We start from the raw sequence: 17,667 nt of genomic DNA on the forward strand, positions 1-17,667 counted from the left end.
TCTTTTGTTTAAAATTGAAATATTAAGATATTTTGAACAGTCAGAAAACGAACAAATTAAAGATTATAAACGATCCTATTTACGGCTTTATAACCATTCCAAATTCTTTAATATTTGATATTATAGAGCATCCTTATTTTCAACGATTAAGAAGGGTTACACAAATGGGGTTATCTAGTATGGTGTATCCCGGTGCTAATCATACGCGCTTTCACCACGCAATTGGCTGTATGCATTTAATGCAAAAAGCAGTATACATATTAAGGAATAAAAATGTAACCATTTCGGATGAAGAAGCAAATGCTTTGTATGTAGCTATTTTATTACATGATATTGGTCACGGTGCTTTTTCTCATGCTTTAGAACATAGTATTGTTAATGGCGTTTCACACGAGGAGATTTCATTAAAATTTATGAGAGTTTTAAATGATGAATTTGATGGGCAATTAAGTTTGGCTATTCAAATTTTTGAAGGAAAATATCATAGAGAATTTTTATACCAGTTAATATCAAGTCAATTAGATATTGATCGATTAGATTATTTAAAAAGAGATAGTTTTTATACAGGAGTTACCGAAGGTAATATTTCTTCAGATCGTTTAATTGCAATGATGAATGTTGTAAATGATGAATTAGTTATAGAGCAAAAAGGAATTTATTCTGTCGAAAAATTTATTATTGCGCGTCGTTTAATGTACTGGCAAGTTTATTTGCATAAAACAGGTTTGGTTGCCGAAAACACGCTAGTAAACGTATTAAAAAGAGCCAAAGAATTAGCTACAAAAGGAGTTGATTTACCTACCGGAAGTGCCTTGAAGCATTTTTTATACAATCCAATAACCGAAAGTAATTTTACCAATAAAACATTAAAAATATTTTCGGAGTTAGATGATTATGATGTAATGTCGGCAATAAAAGAATGGGTGCATCATGAAGATTTTGTACTTTCTTCTTTAGCAAAAATGATTATTCATAGAAATCTTTTAAAGATAGAAATGCAAGATGAAGCCTTTACAGAAAAGTATAAAAATGAAATTTACAAAAAGATTTCAGAAAATAAAGGTATTGAGAAAGAGGATTTAAATTATTTTGTTTTATCAAATAAAATAAAACATCAAGCATATAACACTAATAAACCTATAAAAATTTACACAAAAAAAGGCAAATTAAAAGATATCGCAAAAGCTTCTGATCAACTAAATTTAAAGGCTTTATCTAAACCAGTTATAAAATACTATTTATGTTATCCTAAAAAAACTAGTTTAATTTAATTGTTAAGTAATTCTAACTAGAGGTAATTAAACAAAAATAATTACTTTTGCATTCAATGAAATTTACAGCAGAACAAATAGCGGGTATATTAGAAGGAGAAATTGTAGGTGATTCTAACGCAGAAGTATCTAAATTATCGAAGATAGAAGAAGGTACAGAGGGTTCTCTTACTTTTTTATCTAATCCTAAATATAATTCATACATATATACTACTAATGCAAGTATCGCAATAGTAAACAAGAACTTTGAATTAGGAAGTGAAATAACTACAACCTTAATTAAGGTTGATGATGCTTATGCGTCATTTTCTAAATTATTAGAGTTTTATAATGAAGTTAAAAACAATAAACAAGGTAGAGAAAATCCGCATTTTATAGCTGATTCTGCATCTGTAGGAGAAAATGAATACATCGGAGCCTTTGCTTATATTGGAGAAAACGTTGTTTTAGGAGAGAATGTAAAAATTTATCCGAATTCTTATATTGGAGATAATTCAAAAATAGGAGATAACACGACTATTTTTGCAGGAGTAAAAATTTATTCAGAAACTGAAATAGGATCGAATTGTAAAATTCATTCTGGAAGTGTTATTGGTTCAGACGGATTTGGATTTGCACCTACCGAAAGCGGTGAATATACAACGATACCTCAAATAGGAAATGTTATTATTGAAGATAATGTTGATATCGGAGCAAACTCAACAATAGATAGAGCTACATTAGGGGCTACAATTATTAGAAAAGGAGTAAAGCTAGACAACCAGATACAGGTTGCTCATAATGTAGAAATAGGTAAAAATACCGTAATAGCATCGCAAACTGGTATTGCAGGATCTGCAAAAATAGGTGAGAGTTGCATGATTGGTGGTCAGGTTGGTATTGTTGGACATATCACAATAGGTAATAATGTACGAATACAAGCACAATCAGGAATAGGTAAAAGTATAAAAGATAATGATGTAGTTCAAGGAACACCAGCATTTGGATATTCAGATTATAGTAAATCATACGTTAATTTTAAAAATTTACCAAAGCTAGCATCAACAGTATATAAAATTGAAAAAGAGTTAAATGCTCAAAAAATAAAAAATGAGTAAGCAACAAAAAACAATACAAAACGAAATTACATTATCTGGTGTAGGATTGCATACAGGTAATGAAGTAACAATGGTATTTAAACCAGCTCCAATAAATCACGGGTTTGCATTTGTAAGAGTTGATTTAGAAGGTTCACCTATAATACAAGCAAAAGCAGAATATGTAACCAATACTCAAAGAGGAACAAACATTGAGAATAAAGGTGTGCAAATTCAAACATCAGAGCATGTTTTAGCGGCAGCTGTAGGTTTAGATATCGATAATTTAATTATTGAGATTGATGCTTCAGAGCCTCCAATTATGGATGGTTCTTCAAAGTTTTTTATTAAAGCATTAGAAGAAGCAGTAATTGTAGAGCAAGATGCACCGATTGAAGAATATGTTGTAAAAGAAATTATTTCATACAAGGATGAAGCTACAGGTAGTGAAATTATCTTAATGCCTTCTGATGAGTATCAAGTAACTACAATGGTTGATTTTGGTACTAAAATTTTAGGAACTCAAAATGCAACTTTAGATAAAATTTCAGACTTTAAAGAACATATTTCAGCAGCAAGAACTTTTAGTTTTTTACATGAAATAGAAATGTTATTAGAGCATAACCTTATTAAAGGAGGTGATTTAAATAATGCAATTGTATATGTTGATAAAGAATTATCTGCAAGTACTACTGAAAAATTAAAGAAAGCTTTTAATAAAGAAGATATAAAAATACAGTCTAACGGAATTTTAGATAATCTAGAATTACATTGGGCAAACGAAGCAGCACGTCATAAATTATTAGACGTAATTGGAGATTTAGCATTAGTTGGTACTCGTATTAGAGGTAAAGTTATAGCTAATAAACCAGGCCATTTAGTGAACACTGTTTTTGCTAAGAAACTAGCCAAAATCATTAAATTAGAGAAACGTAATAACGTTCCTAAATATGACTTGAATCAGCCTCCATTAATGGATATTCACCAAATAATGGATGTTTTGCCTCACAGACCACCATTTTTATTAATTGATAGAATTTTAGAGTTATCAGATAAACATGTGGTTGGTATGAAAAATGTAACAATGAATGAAAATTTCTTTGTTGGTCATTTTCCAGGAGCACCAGTAATGCCAGGAGTTTTACAAGTAGAAGCAATGGCTCAATGTGGTGGTGTATTAGTATTAAATACAGTACCAGATCCAGAAAATTATTTAACATATTTCATGAAAATGAATAATGTTAAGTTTAAACAAAAAGTGTTGCCAGGGGATACTTTAACTTTTAAATGTGAATTGATAACACCTATTAGAAGAGGTATTTGTCATATGCAAGCGTATGCTTATGCAAACGGAAAAGTTGTAGCAGAAGCAGAATTAATGGCACAAATAGCAAAAAAACAATAGTTTATGAATCAACCACTTGCATACGTACACCCACAAGCAAAAATTGCTCGAAATGTGGTAATAGAACCTTTTACAACTATACACTCTAATGTAGAAATTGGTTCTGGAACATGGATAGGATCTAACGTTACCATAATGGAAGGAGCTCGTATCGGTAAAAATTGCAAAATTTTTCCTGGGGCTGTGATTTCTGCTATTCCTCAAGATTTAAAATTCGCAGAAGAAGAAACAACGGTGGTAATTGGTGACAATGTTACCATAAGAGAGTGTGTTACAATAAACAGAGGAACTTCTGATAGAATGAAAACTATTATCGGAGATAATTGTTTAATAATGGCGTATTGCCATATTGCACATGATTGTTTTGTTGGAGAAAACTGTATCTTTTCTAATAATACCACCTTAGCAGGTCATGTTACTATTGGCGATAATGTAGTGTTAGCAGGTATGGTTGCAGTACACCAATTTGCATCAGTAGGAAATCATGCTTTTGTAACTGGAGGGTCTTTGGTTCGTAAAGATGTTCCGCCATATGTAAAAGCAGCTCGTGAACCATTATCATACGTAGGAATTAATTCTGTTGGTTTGCGTAGAAGAGGATATGCAATAGAAAAAATCAGAGAAATTCAAGATATATATAGAATATTATTCCAGCAAAATTATAATTACTCACAAGCGATTGATATAATTGAAGCAGAAATGGAGGCAACTTCTGAACGTGATGAAATTATTCAGTTTATAAAAGATTCGCATCGTGGAATTATGAAAGGATATTTTAAATCAAATTAAGCATAAAAATTAAATAGTTGAAAAATTAGTAAATAATTATTTCAACATAAAAATAAACTAAAGAATGGCTACAACATCAGATATTAAAAACGGATTATGCATGAAATACAACAACGATATTTATAAAGTTGTTGAATTTTTACATGTTAAACCAGGAAAAGGACCAGCTTTTGTAAGAACAAAATTAAAAAGTGTAACCAACGGTAAAGTTGTTGATAATACCTTTCCTTCAGGAAGAAAAATTGATGATGTTAGAGTTGAAACACATAAATTTCAATATTTATATAAAGAAGGTGAAACGTTTCATTTTATGAATCAAGAAGACTATACTCAAATTACCTTAGAGAAAAGTGCTTTAGATTCACCTGATTTAATGAAAGAAGGAGAAGTGGTAACTATTATCATTAATTCTGAAGACGATATGCCTTTATCTGTAGATATGCCTGCAAGTGTAATTTTAGAAGTTACACATACAGAACCAGGTGTAAAAGGTAACACAGCTACAAATGCTACAAAACCTGCAACAATGGAGTCGGGAGCAATTGTAAATGTACCATTATTTATTAATGAAGGAGATAAAATAAAGGTAGAAACTACCAAAGGAACATACCAAGAAAGAGTTAAAGAATAATAACAATTCCCGCTTTTGCGGGAATTTCTTTTTATAATGAAATTTAAACAAACACAAACCTTAGCACAAATAGCAACCTTATTAAAGGTTGAGTTTGTAGGTAATAAAAATTTTCCTGTAAAAGGAATTAATGAAATTCATGTTGTAGAACATGGTGATATTGTTTTTGTAGATCATCCTAAATATTATGATAAAGCATTAAACTCGGCGGCAACCACTATTTTAATCAATAAAGAAGTAGCTTGTCCTGAAGGAAAATCTTTATTAATTTCTGATGATCCTTTTCGTGATTTTAATAAAATCACCAAACATTTTAATCCGTTTATAGCATCAAAAGCAAGTATTTCTGATAGTGCAATTATAGGAGAAGGAACAATTATTCAACCAAATGTTTTTATTGGAGATGCTGTTTCTATAGGTAAAAACTGTGTAATTCATCCTAATGTTACTATTTATAGTAATACAGTTATAGGTAATAATGTAACAATTCATGCAAATACTGTTTTAGGAGCTGATGCTTTTTATTATAAAAACAGACCAGAAGGATTTGATAAATTAATTTCAGGAGGAAGAGTTGTTTTAGAGGATAATGTAGATTTAGGAGCTTCTTGCACGATAGATAAAGGTGTAACAGGCGATACTACAATTGGTGCAGGAACAAAAATTGATAATCAAGTACATGTTGGTCATGACACGGTTATCGGTAAAAAATGTTTAATCGCATCTCAAACAGGTATTGCGGGTTGTGTTATTATTGAAGATGAAGTTACTATTTGGGGGCAAGTAGGAACCAATAGCGGAATTACTATTGGTAAAGGCGCTGTTATTCTAGGTCAAACAGGGGTTACGAAATCTGTAGCAGGAGGAAAATCGTATTTTGGTACACCAATTTCAGAATCAAGAGAAAAGTTAAAAGAGTTAGCAGGAATTAAACATCTGCTTAGAGAACAAAAAAAGAAATAAAAGCTTTACAAATCGATTACAAAAAACTATTTTTGTGAAGCTTAAAATTAAATAAAAATATACCAATGAGTGTTTTAGTAAATAAAGATTCAAAAATTATAGTTCAAGGATTTACAGGTAGTGAAGGTACTTTTCACGCTGGTCAAATGATCGATTACGGTACAAATGTCGTAGGAGGTGTAACACCAGGTAAAGGAGGTCAAGAGCATATCGGTAAACCAGTTTTTAATACAGTTGATGAAGCTGTGCAAAAAGTAGGAGCAGATACTTCTATTATTTTTGTACCACCAGCATTTGCTGCTGATGCTATTATGGAGTCTGCTGAAGCAGGAATTAAAGTAATTATTTGTATTACTGAAGGAATTCCTACTGCTGATATGGTAAAAGTTAAAGCTTATATCGATCAGTTAGACTGTACTTTAGTTGGTCCTAACTGTCCAGGAGTTATTACTCCAGATGAAGCTAAAGTTGGTATTATGCCAGGTTTTATCTTCAAAAAAGGTAAAGTAGGTATCGTTTCTAAATCAGGAACTTTAACATATGAAGCTGCTGACCAAGTTGTAAAACAAGGATTTGGTATTACTACAGCAATTGGTATTGGTGGAGATCCAATTATTGGAACTACAACGAAAGAAGCTGTTGAGTTATTAATGAACGATGATGAAACTGAAGCAATTGTTATGATTGGTGAAATCGGTGGAAACTTAGAAGCAGAAGCTGCTCGTTGGATTAAAGCTGATGGTAACCGTAAGCCAGTTATTGGATTTATCGCAGGGCAAACTGCACCAGCTGGTAGAACAATGGGGCATGCAGGTGCAATTGTAGGTGGTGATGATGATACTGCTCAAGCAAAAATGAAAATTTTAGCAGAAAACGGAGTTCATGTTGTTGAATCTCCAGCTAAGATTGGTGAAATGGTAGCAAAAGTGTTATCAAAATAATTTATCAGTAAAAAAACTGTTAAAGTTTTAAAATATATTTCTTAAGAATCCGTTGAATTTGTAAATTCAACGGATTTTTACATTTAATCAAACTTTAAAAAATATGAAAACAATTAAATTGCTATTTATTAGCATGTTACTTACTACTGCAATAGCATGTAAGGAAACTAAACCTTCAGAAAAAGAAGTTAAAACCGAGCAACAAGCCGATGCAAGCGGTTACAATTACGAAACGGTAACAAACGATCCAACAGGCTTACGTTTATATACTTTAAACAATGGTTTAAAAGTATATTTAAGTAAAAATACGGATGAACCAAAAATTCAAACCTATATTGCTGTTCGTGCAGGTTCTAATTACGATCCTAAAGAATCAACAGGATTAGCACATTATTTGGAGCACATGGTTTTTAAAGGAACTCATAAAATAGGTACTGCAGAATGGGAGAAAGAAAAAGATTATTTAGATACTATTTCTAACTTATATGAAAAGCATAGAGCAGAAAAAGATGCTGATAAAAAATTAGCATTGTATAAAGAGATAGATAAAATATCTTTAGAGGCATCTAATTATTCAATTGCTAACGAATATGATAAAATGGTATCATCTTTAGGAGCTACAGGTACAAATGCACATACTTGGTTTGAAGAAACGGTATATAAAAATAAAATACCTGCAAACGAATTAAACAAGTGGTTAAACTTAGAATCTGAGCGTTTTAGCACGTTAGTATTACGTTTATTTCATACAGAATTAGAAGCTGTTTTTGAAGAGTTTAATAGAGGACAGGATAACGACGGAAGAAAGCGTTATGCTGCCATGTTAAAAGATTTGTTTCCAAAGCATCCTTACGGACAGCAGTCTACTATTGGTACAGCGGCTCACTTGAAGAACCCTTCAATGGTTGATATTCATAACTATTTTAATAAATACTATGTGCCAAATAATATGGCAATTGTTTTAGTAGGTGATTTAGATTTTGATACTACCATAAAACAAATCGATGCTACTTTTGGTAAATTCGAAAAGAAAGAATTAACACATCCAACATTACCAAAAGAAGAAGCGATTACAACTCCTATTATGAGCGAAGTTTTCGGACCAACATCAGAAAGTATTTCTATAGCATACCGTTCTGGTGGTGTAAATACAGAAGATGAGAAGTTTGTAACACTTTGTGATATGATTATGGCAAACGGTAATGCTGGTTTAATCGATTTAAATTTAAATCAAAAGCAAGCTGTGCAATATGCTGGTTGTTCTCCAACTTTTTTAAATGATTACGGATATCATTCTTTTTCAGGTGCACCTAAATCGGGTCAAACTTTAGATGAAGTTAAAGACTTATTATTAGCACAAATTGAAAAATTAAAGAAGGGAGAATTTGATGAATGGATGATTGATGCTGTTGTAAATGATTTAAAATTAAGTCAAACACGTCAGTATGAAAACAACACTGCTTTAGCTTCTGCTTATTTTAATGCTTTTATTCACCACGAAAATTGGGATGATAAAGTAAAATTTTTAGATGATTTAAAAAAGATTACTAAACAAGAGTTAGTTGATTTTGCAAATAAATTTTATCAAAATAATTACGTGGTAACTTATAAACGTAAAGGTGAAGATAAGAATATAGTAAAAGTTTCTAATCCTGGTATTACACCAGTAAATTTAAATAGAGGTAAAAGTTCTGAATTTATTACCGAATTTAATAAAACGAAATCTGCGCCATTACAACCTAAATTTGTAGATTATAAAACAGCTATTAAAGAAACTAAAACTGAAAACGGAATTAAAGTTTCTTATGTAGAAAATAAAAATAATGATTTATTTGATATGAATATTATTTTTGATATGGGTAGCGATAATGATAAGAAATTATCTTTAGCTGCAGGATATTTAGAATATGTTGGTACAGATAAATATACGAATGAAGAAATTAAAAAAGAGTTTTATAAATTAGGTATTTCTTATTACGTAAGTGCCGGTAACGATAAAACATATGTAGGTTTAAATGGATTAAAAGAAAACTTATCTAAAGGGTTAGAGTTATTAGAACATTTATGGGACAATGCAAAAGCAGATCCTGAAGCGTATGATAAATATGTAGCTCAAATTCAGAAAGGTCGTGAAGATGGAAAAACTCAAAAAGGAAATATTTTATTTACAGGTTTAATGAACTATGGTAAGTATGGTGAAAACTCAAGATTAAGAGATATCATGCAAATAGATGAGTTAAAAGCTGTAAATCCTGAAGAGTTAGTTGCAATAGTTAAAGACATGAAAAACTATAAGCAACGTATTTTTTATTACGGTAAAGATGTAAATGCTGCGGTAACTTCTTTAAATGAAAACCATAAATTATATGGTGAATTAAAAGAGTACCCAGTAGCAAAAGAATACAAAGAAACTGAAACTGGTGGTAATGTTTTCTTTACAGATTATGATATGGTACAAACTGAATTAATGTTTTTAGCAAAAGGAGAACCTTTTAAAGCAGAAAACTTAGCAGCTTCAACATTGTTTAATACCTATTTTGGAAGCGGATTATCATCAATCGTTTTTCAAGAAATTAGAGAATCTAAATCATTAGCATACTCTGCATTCGCATCATATAGTAATGCATCTAAAAAAGGAGATTCTAATTATGTTATGGCATATGTAGGTACGCAAGCTAATAAATTAGAGCAAGCTGTAGATGCTATGATGGATTTAATGAACAATATGCCAGAGGCTGAAAAGCAATTTAATGCAGCAAAAGAATCAACTTTAAAAAAGTTAGCAGCACAACGTATTACGAAATCAAACATTTTTTGGACTTACGAAGGTTTAAAGAAAAGAGGTATCGAAAACGATCATAGAGAAGCAATGTACAATACCATTAAGAACATGAAAATGGAAGATTTAAAAGCATTTTTTGATAAAAATGTAAAAGGTGAATCTTACAATGTTATGGTAATTGGTAATAAAAAAGACTTAAATGTAGAGTCTTTACAAAAGTTAGGTAAGATTAAAGAGTTAGATGTAGACTACTTATTTAATTATGTAAATGAAAAAAAGATTAAATCTTAATTATTTAAATACTTAATAAATACAAAATCCTGTTAAAGAGTATTCTTTAGCAGGATTTTTCTTTTTATATTTGGCTTATTAAAAACAACTAATAAATGAAACTTTTAGAAAATAAAACAGCAATAATTACTGGAGCAACAAGAGGAATCGGAAGAGGAATTGCTTTAGAATTTGCAAATCAAGGGTGTAACATTGCATTTACTTATAGTTCATCTGTTGAAGCAGCAAATGCTTTAGAAAATGAATTAACAAGTTTAGGTGTAAAAGCAAAAGGATACCAATCGAATGCTGCAGATTTTGATGCGGCGCAAGAATTAGCAAAAAATGTTTTAGAAGAATTTAAAACGATTGATGTATTAGTAAATAACGCTGGTATTACTAAAGATAATTTGTTGATGCGTATCTCTGAAACAGATTTTGATAAAGTAATTGAAGTTAATTTAAAATCGGTTTTTAATTTAACCAAAGCAGTTATTCGTCCGATGATGAAACAACGTTCAGGTTCTATTATAAACATGAGTTCTGTAGTTGGATTAAAAGGTAATGCAGGTCAGGCAAATTATGCAGCATCAAAAGCTGGTATTTTAGGGTTTTCTAAATCTGTAGCATTAGAGTTAGGTTCAAGAAATATTAGAAGTAACGTAGTTGCTCCTGGATTTATTGAAACTGAAATGACGGCTAAATTAGATGAAAAAGTAGTTGAAGGATGGCGTAATGAAATCCCTTTAAAAAGAGGTGGATCACCAAAAGATATTGCAAACGCTTGCGTATTTTTAGCTTCTGATATGAGTTCTTATATTACAGGACAAACTTTATCTGTAGATGGAGGAATGTTAACATAGTAATATAGATCATTATAATATTGAAAAAAAGCAGCAATTTTAAATCGCTGCTTTTTTTATTGGTTAAATTGAGTTAAGATATAATCAATATAAGATAACATTGAAATTAACTTTAATGAATTAATCTCATTGCCATAATTTACATCTTTACCGTGAATAATTGCATGCCTATTAAGTTTAACAGGGGATTTATATAATTCCTGTTCGCATCCATTAACTACTCCTTTATTTTTAACAGGAGATAAAAGGAAATCAGAATAACTCATTTTTTTTTCTTCTAATTTAATTTTAATTTGGGGTAAGTCATTTTTATTTAAGAAAAACTTAGCATCGAAAAGATCATCACAAATACCATCTATTAATGTAATAAATAAACAAATTGAAGAATGATATAATTTATTCTTATGGCAAGTAAAAGCTTCAGAAATTATGTATTCTCTTTTGGGATATTTTAATTTAAGATTTTTTTCTATGTCATTGATTCTATTATTATAGTAATTAGATAAATAAATATCTAGTTTTTCAGGGAAATTATTATATATAAACTTTAAACAATCATTGAATTTTACGTTTGACTCCTTAGAGAAATCATCAATATACCATCCATATAATGAAAGTTTTCTAATTATTAATTGAATTCTTTCGGAATTAAGATGTTGAAATTTGGATTCTTCATTATCTCTATCAATTATTTTAGCTATGATTTCAAGAATTCTATTATAATCTACTCCTATATAAATAATTTATTATATTAAGATATCTACTATTTTATTTATCAATATAAATAAGATTATTGGTTAAACTCTTCAAAACTTCCGTCAGTATATAAAAGAACAACTTTTCGTAGTTTTTTAGTGCTTGCTGAGAATTGCGTATTTGAATTAATTACAGGTTCTTCTTCGGATACCGCTTTTTTAGAAAATAGAGAAGGTGCTTCTTTTTCGTCTTTAATATGTACTGTTGATTTTTCAATAGCGATTTCTTTTTCTTTCTTAGGAAAAGATCCTTCATTATATAACAACCAGTACAAATCTACTTCTGGAAATTTATCAACCACTTTCATAACAAAATCTAAACTAGGTTTGTTTCTGCCCGACAAAAGGTGAGATATGCTAGAGCGTGGCACTTCTATAGTATCCGCAAAAGTTGACGATGTTAAATCGTAATGAGCAATTATTTCTTTTAATCGAGTAAGTAAATCCATAAATAGGTTACAATTGTAAATTATATGTATGAATTGTAAAGATACACAAATGTAAATTGATGTAAAAATTTAATAGAACAAGTTAATACACTCTATTATGCTTAATTAAAACTCTAGGTAAAACACGTTAAATCACTAAAAAACAAATACTTAATCGTGTTGTATAGAGATTTTCAATAGTTTCCATGGATTAGGTAGCTGTTACTGAAGAATCCATTAAGCACATTTATAAACACTTGTTTACATATGTAAATAATTTAATTATTCATGTAAAAGATGGCTGTGTAATAACCTATAAATAGAATTATAGCTCTTATAAATCGACAAGTGTGCAGGTTTTAAGAGGTTTAAAGAAGAGTTATGCTATATATACAAGTGTTATCCGTCAATTAAGAAATAAACCACCGCATTTAAGATATATATACCTAAAATAGCATGATAATAAGGTTGTATCTCTTAATTACAATTGTAAACATCACTAATGTATTTTAGTTTATAAATAAATACAAATTGGATTATCTAAAATTAAATATCAATAAATAGTTAGTTTACAATTGTAAATTACTTATTATTTAAAAAAGTTAATTTAAAACAAGTCTCATTTGTATGTGATACAAACCGAATTGTTCCGTTGTGAGCTTCCATAATACTTTTACTTAAAGTTAAGCCAATTCCAGAACCGTCTTTTCGGGTTGTAAAATATGGAATAAAGATGTTGTCTTTAATATCATTAGAAATACCAATACCGTTATCTATAACAGATAAGTTTATTCGGTTATTTTCTTGATGTAATTTAATTGTGATTTTTGGATTTTCAATAGCCACTAAAGCATACAAACAATTAGATAGTAAATTTATAAGTACTTGTTCTATTTGTTGTTTATCAGCATTTATAATTATCTTTTTAGAAACATCGAACTCTATATGTATTTTTTGAGATAAAAATTCTTGTTGAAAAAGCGCTAAAGTATTTTTAATAATTTTAGTAAGATCTACTTCTGCTTTTTGCGGCAAAGGCAATTCAGCTAACTTTCTATAAGTATCTACAAAAGATGTTAAATGGTATGAACGACGTTTAATTATTTGCAATCCTTGCGATAACTCTTGTATTGTTTCTTCATCAGTTTGATCTTCTTGTAAAAGTGAATCTAAATTTTCGGCTAAACTACTAATAGGAGTAATGGTATTAATTATTTCGTGAGACATTACATTCATTAATTTATACCAAGCTTCTTTTTCTTTTTTATCAATTAATTGCTGAATAGTTTCTAATGAAATAATTAAATACTCATATTGATTGGTTTGTGTAACCGAGGTTTTTAAGAAAAAACTTTCTTTAATATCGTTTACATCAATACTAATAGTATGTTTAACCTCTTCCCATTTAGCTATAAAGTTAGCGAGGTTACCTAGTTTAACTTTCAGTAAATTCCAATTATAAAACTTAGGTATTTTTAAAAATTCGGTAAACGCTTTATTAATTTGAAATACTTCAATTTGTAGATTCGTGTCTTTTCTTAAAATAAGAACACCTGTACTTAAACTTTCTATAATATTGGTAAGAATTAACGCTTCAGAAGTTTTTAAAAGACTTTTCTTTCGGTTTTTTTCTAATAATAAAGCAGTTTTGTTATGTAACGGATTTTCTCTTTTTTTAGATGAAAAAGTATTCGAATAATCATCATGTAATAAACAGTCTATCGATTTTTCGATATCAGTAAACAGTTGTTTTAAATAATCAAAAAATAAAAATAGTTGAAAAATAAACAAAAAGGAAAACCCAATAGCGTTAATTGAGTATCCGTTTAAATAGGTGAAAAAAACTAGAATTCCGTTTGCTATCAATAGTAAAACTCTAATAAGAATTTGAATAAATTGAGGTTTTCCCATTTTATAATTGATGTTTTTCTAGGCGTCTATACAATGCAGCACGGGTTAAACCTAAATCTTTTGCTGCACGAGAAATATTACCTTGGTGTTTTTGTAAAGCTTGTTCTATTAACAACTTTTCAGTTTCTTCTAAGTTTAAACTATTAGCCAATGTAGCTTCTAGTTTTTTAGTTGAAAAATGTAAATCTTCTAACTGAATTTCAGTATTATCTGTTATAATTACTGCACGTTCTACAATATGTTCTATTTCTCTAATATTTCCAGGCCAATGGTATTTTTTTAATCCACCGATGGCTTGTGTAGTAAATCCGTTTATTTTTTTTCGGTATTTCTGGTTTAGTTTCTTCAAAAAATGATTCGCAAGTAACTCAACATCACCAACACGATCTCGAAGCGGCGGTAAGTTTAATTCGATGGTATTTATTCTAAACAACAAATCTTGACGAAACAATTGCTCTTCTACCATTTTATGAACATTAGCATTTGTAGCACAAATAATGCGTACATCAATGGCGCGTTCTTTACCTTCGCCTAAACGTGTTATCTTTCTGTTCTGAACAACCGTTAATAATTTAGATTGTAAGTGGAGTGGGAGGTTACCTATTTCATCTAAAAAAATAGTACCGCCTTTTGCTAATTCAAATCTACCAATTGTATCTTTATGAGCATCCGTAAAAGCTCCTTTAGTATAACCAAATAACTCACTTTCAAATAAATTTTCATTTAAAGAACCTAAATCGACATGAATAAAGGGATGGTTTTTTCTTTCGGATTTTAAATGTATTTCTTTTGCAAATACGTATTTACCAGTTCCGTTTTCCCCTAAAATTAAAATAGTAGCATCTGTAGGAGCTACTTTTTGCGCCAAGCCAACAGCCGATTTCATTGCTGGCGAAGTACCAATAATGTGTTCAGTTTGTTGATGAAAATCTTTATCGTTTAATTTTTGTACGGTTTCTAATTGTGTTGTTTTTCGTTTAGAACGCGATAATTCTATTCCCGAATTTACAATTCCGTATAACTTTTCGGTGTTCCAAGGTTTTAATATAAAATCGGTAGCTCCTTTTTTAATCGCATCAACAGCTAAATTAACACTACCAAAAGCTGTCATTAAAAGCACCGTAGTTTCCGGGCTAACTTCTTTTATATGCTTTAACCAATACAAACCCTCTTTACCATCTTCATAACCAATACGGTAATTCATATCTAACAAAACAACATCTATATGGGTTGAAGAAGTTAAATGATTACTTATTTTCTTCGGATTATTAGCTGTGATAATCTCTGTAAAATATTTTTTTAAACTTATTCTGGCAGAAAACAAGATGTCATCATCATCATCTACTATTAATATGGTTGCTTCTTTTTTTCTCATACTACATAGTTAGTCAATTGTTTGAATATGAACAAAAAAATGTTCGTTTTTGAACACATCTAAAATCAATATAAAACATAAACACTTATTTATCAGTTGTTTATGTGTATTTTTTCTAGTGGCACATTTATGGACTTAACTATGCCAAACGAAGACAAATTATAATGGATAAGCAGATACAAACTAAAAACAAAACAACTAAAAAGATGCTAATATGGGGAATTCCAATCGTCTTATTAATGAGTGTTATTTTAATGAATTTAACACGTAAAAAACAAGTTAACATTAAAAAAGATAGTTTAAGTATTAGAGAAGTTACTCGAGGAGATTTTGAAGATGTTATTTTATTTAATAGTACGGTTAAACCAAAAACTTCTGTTTTAGTGAATGTTATTCAGGGTGGTTCTGTTTCTGAAATTTTTGTAGAAAGCGGACAAATGATTAAAAAAGGAACGCCTTTATTAAAAGTCTACAATCCGAATGCTGAATTAAATTATTTAACGCAAGAAACAGCAATGATCGAGCAGATTAATAATTTAAGAAATTTACGAGTAAGTATTAAAAATCAGCAATTAAGTTTAGATCAGCAATTGTTGAGTATTAATAATGATTTTAGAAATGCAAAACGTCAATACGATTTAGATAAAAAATTATTCGAGAAAGGCGTTGTAGCAAAAAATGATTATGAAAAATCGGTACAAGAACACTCGTATCAAAAAGAGAGAAATGGCGTAATTAAAAAAAGTGTTTCAGAAGAAAAAAGAAGCAGAGATTTACAATTAATAAGTATAAATTCATCGTTAAATAACATGGAGAAAAGCTTAGACTTGTTACGTAAAAACAAAGAAAATTTTACAGTTAAAGCACCGGTAGATGGTTTGTTATCTTCTTTTAATCCAATTTTAGGAGAAAATTATAATCAAGGACAAGCAATCGGAAAGATGGATGTTTTAAACGGTTATAAATTAGTAGCAAATGTTGATGAATACTATATTTCTAAACTTAAAAGAGGAATTAAAGGAAGTGTTTCTGTAAATACTGAAAACTATCAAATAGAGCTATCAAAAATTTACCCAGAAGTAAAAAATGGACAATTTAAAGTAGAATTATTATTTGAGAAGGATACTTTATCAAACAATATAAAAAGAGGTATGTCTTTAAAAAGTAAAGTGTTTTTATCGGGCAGAACAAAAGCTTTATTAATACCTAAAGGATTGTTTTATCAAAGTACAAATGGTAAATGGGTTTTTGTTTTAGATTCTGATAATAAAGCAGTAAAAAGAAACATTAAGATTGGTAGAGAAAATCCTTTTTATTATGAAGTTATAGAAGGTTTAAAGGCAGGGGATAAAGTAATTACTTCTAGTTATGATGATTTTAAAAAGATGGAAGAGGTAAACATACATTAGGGTTTAAAAGTTGTAAACCAATAAAGTTAATGTTAGTTCGAGCAAAGTCTAGAACATTAAGTAATAAATTTAAAAGAGATATTAAAATGATAAAAATAACAGATTTAGTAAAGGTTTATAGAACAGAAGAAGTAGAAACAACAGCTTTAAATAAGTTGAATTTAGAAGTAAAAAAAGGGGAATTTGTTTCAATTATGGGAGCATCAGGTTGTGGTAAATCAACTTTATTAAACATTATTGGTTTGTTAGATGCGCCAAACGAAGGAAGTTATTTATTTGATGAAACAGAAGTGGCTAACTTTAATGAAAAAGAAAGATCAAGCTTGCGTAAAGCTAATATTGGTTTTGTTTTTCAGAATTTTAATCTAATTGATGAGTTAACGGTATACGAAAATGTAGAACTTCCTTTAATTTATAATAAGGTAAAAGCATCCGAAAGAAAAATTAGAGTTACAGAAATTTTAGAACGAATTGGTATTTCACATAGAGCAAAACACTTTCCATTACAATTGTCTGGTGGTCAGCAGCAAAGAGTAGCGGTATCTAGAGCATTAGTTACGAATCCTAAATTAATTTTAGCCGATGAACCAACGGGTAATTTAGATAGTAAAAGTGGTAATGATGTGATGGAATTATTAACAGAACTACATGCTTCGGGAGCTACAATTGTTATGGTTACACACTCATCTTACGATGCACAATTTTCATCTAGAGTAATTACGTTAAAAGATGGAGAAGTAGTTTCTGTGAAAAAGAATGAGCATAAAGTAGATGTTTTAATAAACTAATAAAAAAAGA

Annotated in this window: 14 protein-coding genes; 11 read left to right on the forward strand and 3 right to left on the reverse strand. The window is 29.6% G+C overall.

Going from position 1 to position 17,667, the window contains the following annotated elements; translation table 11 throughout:
* The first annotated feature begins 32 nt into the window (after positions 1-32).
* The 9 genes from P2G10_RS05395 to fabG all read left to right on the forward strand — a co-directional run bounded on the left by P2G10_RS05395 (position 33) and on the right by fabG (position 10,991).
* Positions 33-1,271: an HD domain-containing protein gene (locus tag P2G10_RS05395; RefSeq protein WP_275315543.1), complete on the forward strand. Its 1,239-nt coding sequence runs from the start codon at positions 33-35 to the stop codon at positions 1,269-1,271.
* Positions 1,272-1,327: 56 nt separating this feature from the next.
* On the forward strand, positions 1,328-2,368 hold the full coding sequence (gene lpxD / locus P2G10_RS05400; protein WP_275315544.1) for a UDP-3-O-(3-hydroxymyristoyl)glucosamine N-acyltransferase: 1,041 nt from the start codon (positions 1,328-1,330) through the stop codon (positions 2,366-2,368).
* A complete protein-coding gene (locus tag P2G10_RS05405) occupies positions 2,361-3,752 on the forward strand; it encodes a bifunctional UDP-3-O-[3-hydroxymyristoyl] N-acetylglucosamine deacetylase/3-hydroxyacyl-ACP dehydratase (protein ID WP_218772566.1) in 1,392 nt (463 codons plus the stop codon). Before lpxD ends, P2G10_RS05405 begins: the two co-directional genes overlap by 8 nt.
* Positions 3,753-3,755: 3 nt before the next feature.
* Positions 3,756-4,541: an acyl-ACP--UDP-N-acetylglucosamine O-acyltransferase gene (gene lpxA, locus P2G10_RS05410; protein ID WP_218772565.1), complete on the forward strand. Its 786-nt coding sequence runs from the start codon at positions 3,756-3,758 to the stop codon at positions 4,539-4,541.
* Between the two features lie 64 nt (positions 4,542-4,605).
* Complete coding sequence (gene efp / locus P2G10_RS05415) at positions 4,606-5,172, forward strand: elongation factor P (protein WP_275315545.1); 567 nt, start codon at positions 4,606-4,608, stop codon at positions 5,170-5,172.
* Positions 5,173-5,208: 36 nt separating this feature from the next.
* Positions 5,209-6,135, forward strand: coding sequence for a UDP-3-O-(3-hydroxymyristoyl)glucosamine N-acyltransferase (locus P2G10_RS05420; protein WP_275315546.1), 927 nt, complete (start codon positions 5,209-5,211; stop codon positions 6,133-6,135).
* Positions 6,136-6,200: 65 nt separating this feature from the next.
* Positions 6,201-7,076: a succinate--CoA ligase subunit alpha gene (sucD, locus tag P2G10_RS05425; protein WP_218772562.1), complete on the forward strand. Its 876-nt coding sequence runs from the start codon at positions 6,201-6,203 to the stop codon at positions 7,074-7,076.
* Between the two features lie 103 nt (positions 7,077-7,179).
* The gene (locus P2G10_RS05430) at positions 7,180-10,149 is read left to right on the forward strand and encodes a M16 family metallopeptidase (protein ID WP_275315547.1); all 2,970 of its coding nucleotides are present in this window, start codon (positions 7,180-7,182) and stop codon (positions 10,147-10,149) included.
* Between the two features lie 95 nt (positions 10,150-10,244).
* A complete protein-coding gene (gene fabG, locus P2G10_RS05435; RefSeq protein WP_275315548.1) occupies positions 10,245-10,991 on the forward strand; it encodes a 3-oxoacyl-[acyl-carrier-protein] reductase in 747 nt (248 codons plus the stop codon).
* A gap of 790 nt (positions 10,992-11,781) precedes the next feature.
* Here the strand turns inward: fabG and P2G10_RS05440 are convergent.
* From P2G10_RS05440 to P2G10_RS05450, 3 genes are all read right to left on the reverse strand, one after another.
* Positions 11,782-12,195, reverse strand: coding sequence for a helix-turn-helix transcriptional regulator (locus P2G10_RS05440; RefSeq protein ID WP_275315549.1), 414 nt, complete (start codon positions 12,193-12,195; stop codon positions 11,782-11,784).
* Positions 12,196-12,756: 561 nt separating this feature from the next.
* Positions 12,757-14,085 (reverse strand): sensor histidine kinase, encoded by a 1,329-nt coding sequence (locus tag P2G10_RS05445; RefSeq protein ID WP_275315550.1) that lies wholly within the window; start codon positions 14,083-14,085, stop codon positions 12,757-12,759.
* A 1-nt stretch (position 14,086) separates the two neighbouring features.
* Positions 14,087-15,460 (reverse strand): sigma-54-dependent transcriptional regulator, encoded by a 1,374-nt coding sequence (locus tag P2G10_RS05450; protein ID WP_275315551.1) that lies wholly within the window; start codon positions 15,458-15,460, stop codon positions 14,087-14,089.
* A gap of 164 nt (positions 15,461-15,624) precedes the next feature.
* Between P2G10_RS05450 and P2G10_RS05455 the strand changes: the two genes are divergently transcribed.
* Positions 15,625-16,869, forward strand: a complete 1,245-nt coding sequence (locus P2G10_RS05455) for an efflux RND transporter periplasmic adaptor subunit (RefSeq protein ID WP_275315552.1) — start codon at positions 15,625-15,627, stop codon at positions 16,867-16,869.
* Positions 16,870-16,955: 86 nt separating this feature from the next.
* Entirely contained in the window at positions 16,956-17,657 is a 702-nt protein-coding gene (locus tag P2G10_RS05460; protein WP_275315553.1) for an ABC transporter ATP-binding protein, read from the forward strand.
* Positions 17,658-17,667 lie beyond the last annotated feature (10 nt).

Origin of the sequence: Tenacibaculum bernardetii (assembly GCF_029125915.1) — a bacterium.
Classification (GTDB): domain Bacteria; phylum Bacteroidota; class Bacteroidia; order Flavobacteriales; family Flavobacteriaceae; genus Polaribacter; species Polaribacter bernardetii.

What these genes read in the sequence shown, in the direction of transcription:
- P2G10_RS05430 (WP_275315547.1), top strand. Translation starts at nt 7,180, where the DNA reads ATGAAAACAATTAAATTGCTATTTATTAGCATGTTACTTACTACTGCA.
- P2G10_RS05460 (WP_275315553.1), top strand. Translation starts at nt 16,956, where the DNA reads ATGATAAAAATAACAGATTTAGTAAAGGTTTATAGAACAGAAGAAGTA.
- P2G10_RS05440 (WP_275315549.1), bottom strand. Translation starts at nt 12,195, where the DNA reads ATGGATTTACTTACTCGATTAAAAGAAATAATTGCTCATTACGATTTA.
- lpxA (WP_218772565.1), top strand. Translation starts at nt 3,756, where the DNA reads ATGAATCAACCACTTGCATACGTACACCCACAAGCAAAAATTGCTCGA.
- fabG (WP_275315548.1), top strand. Translation starts at nt 10,245, where the DNA reads ATGAAACTTTTAGAAAATAAAACAGCAATAATTACTGGAGCAACAAGA.
- P2G10_RS05455 (WP_275315552.1), top strand. Translation starts at nt 15,625, where the DNA reads ATGGATAAGCAGATACAAACTAAAAACAAAACAACTAAAAAGATGCTA.
- P2G10_RS05445 (WP_275315550.1), bottom strand. Translation starts at nt 14,085, where the DNA reads ATGGGAAAACCTCAATTTATTCAAATTCTTATTAGAGTTTTACTATTG.
- efp (WP_275315545.1), top strand. Translation starts at nt 4,606, where the DNA reads ATGGCTACAACATCAGATATTAAAAACGGATTATGCATGAAATACAAC.
- P2G10_RS05420 (WP_275315546.1), top strand. Translation starts at nt 5,209, where the DNA reads ATGAAATTTAAACAAACACAAACCTTAGCACAAATAGCAACCTTATTA.
- lpxD (WP_275315544.1), top strand. Translation starts at nt 1,328, where the DNA reads ATGAAATTTACAGCAGAACAAATAGCGGGTATATTAGAAGGAGAAATT.
- sucD (WP_218772562.1), top strand. Translation starts at nt 6,201, where the DNA reads ATGAGTGTTTTAGTAAATAAAGATTCAAAAATTATAGTTCAAGGATTT.
- P2G10_RS05450 (WP_275315551.1), bottom strand. Translation starts at nt 15,460, where the DNA reads ATGAGAAAAAAAGAAGCAACCATATTAATAGTAGATGATGATGATGAC.
- P2G10_RS05405 (WP_218772566.1), top strand. Translation starts at nt 2,361, where the DNA reads ATGAGTAAGCAACAAAAAACAATACAAAACGAAATTACATTATCTGGT.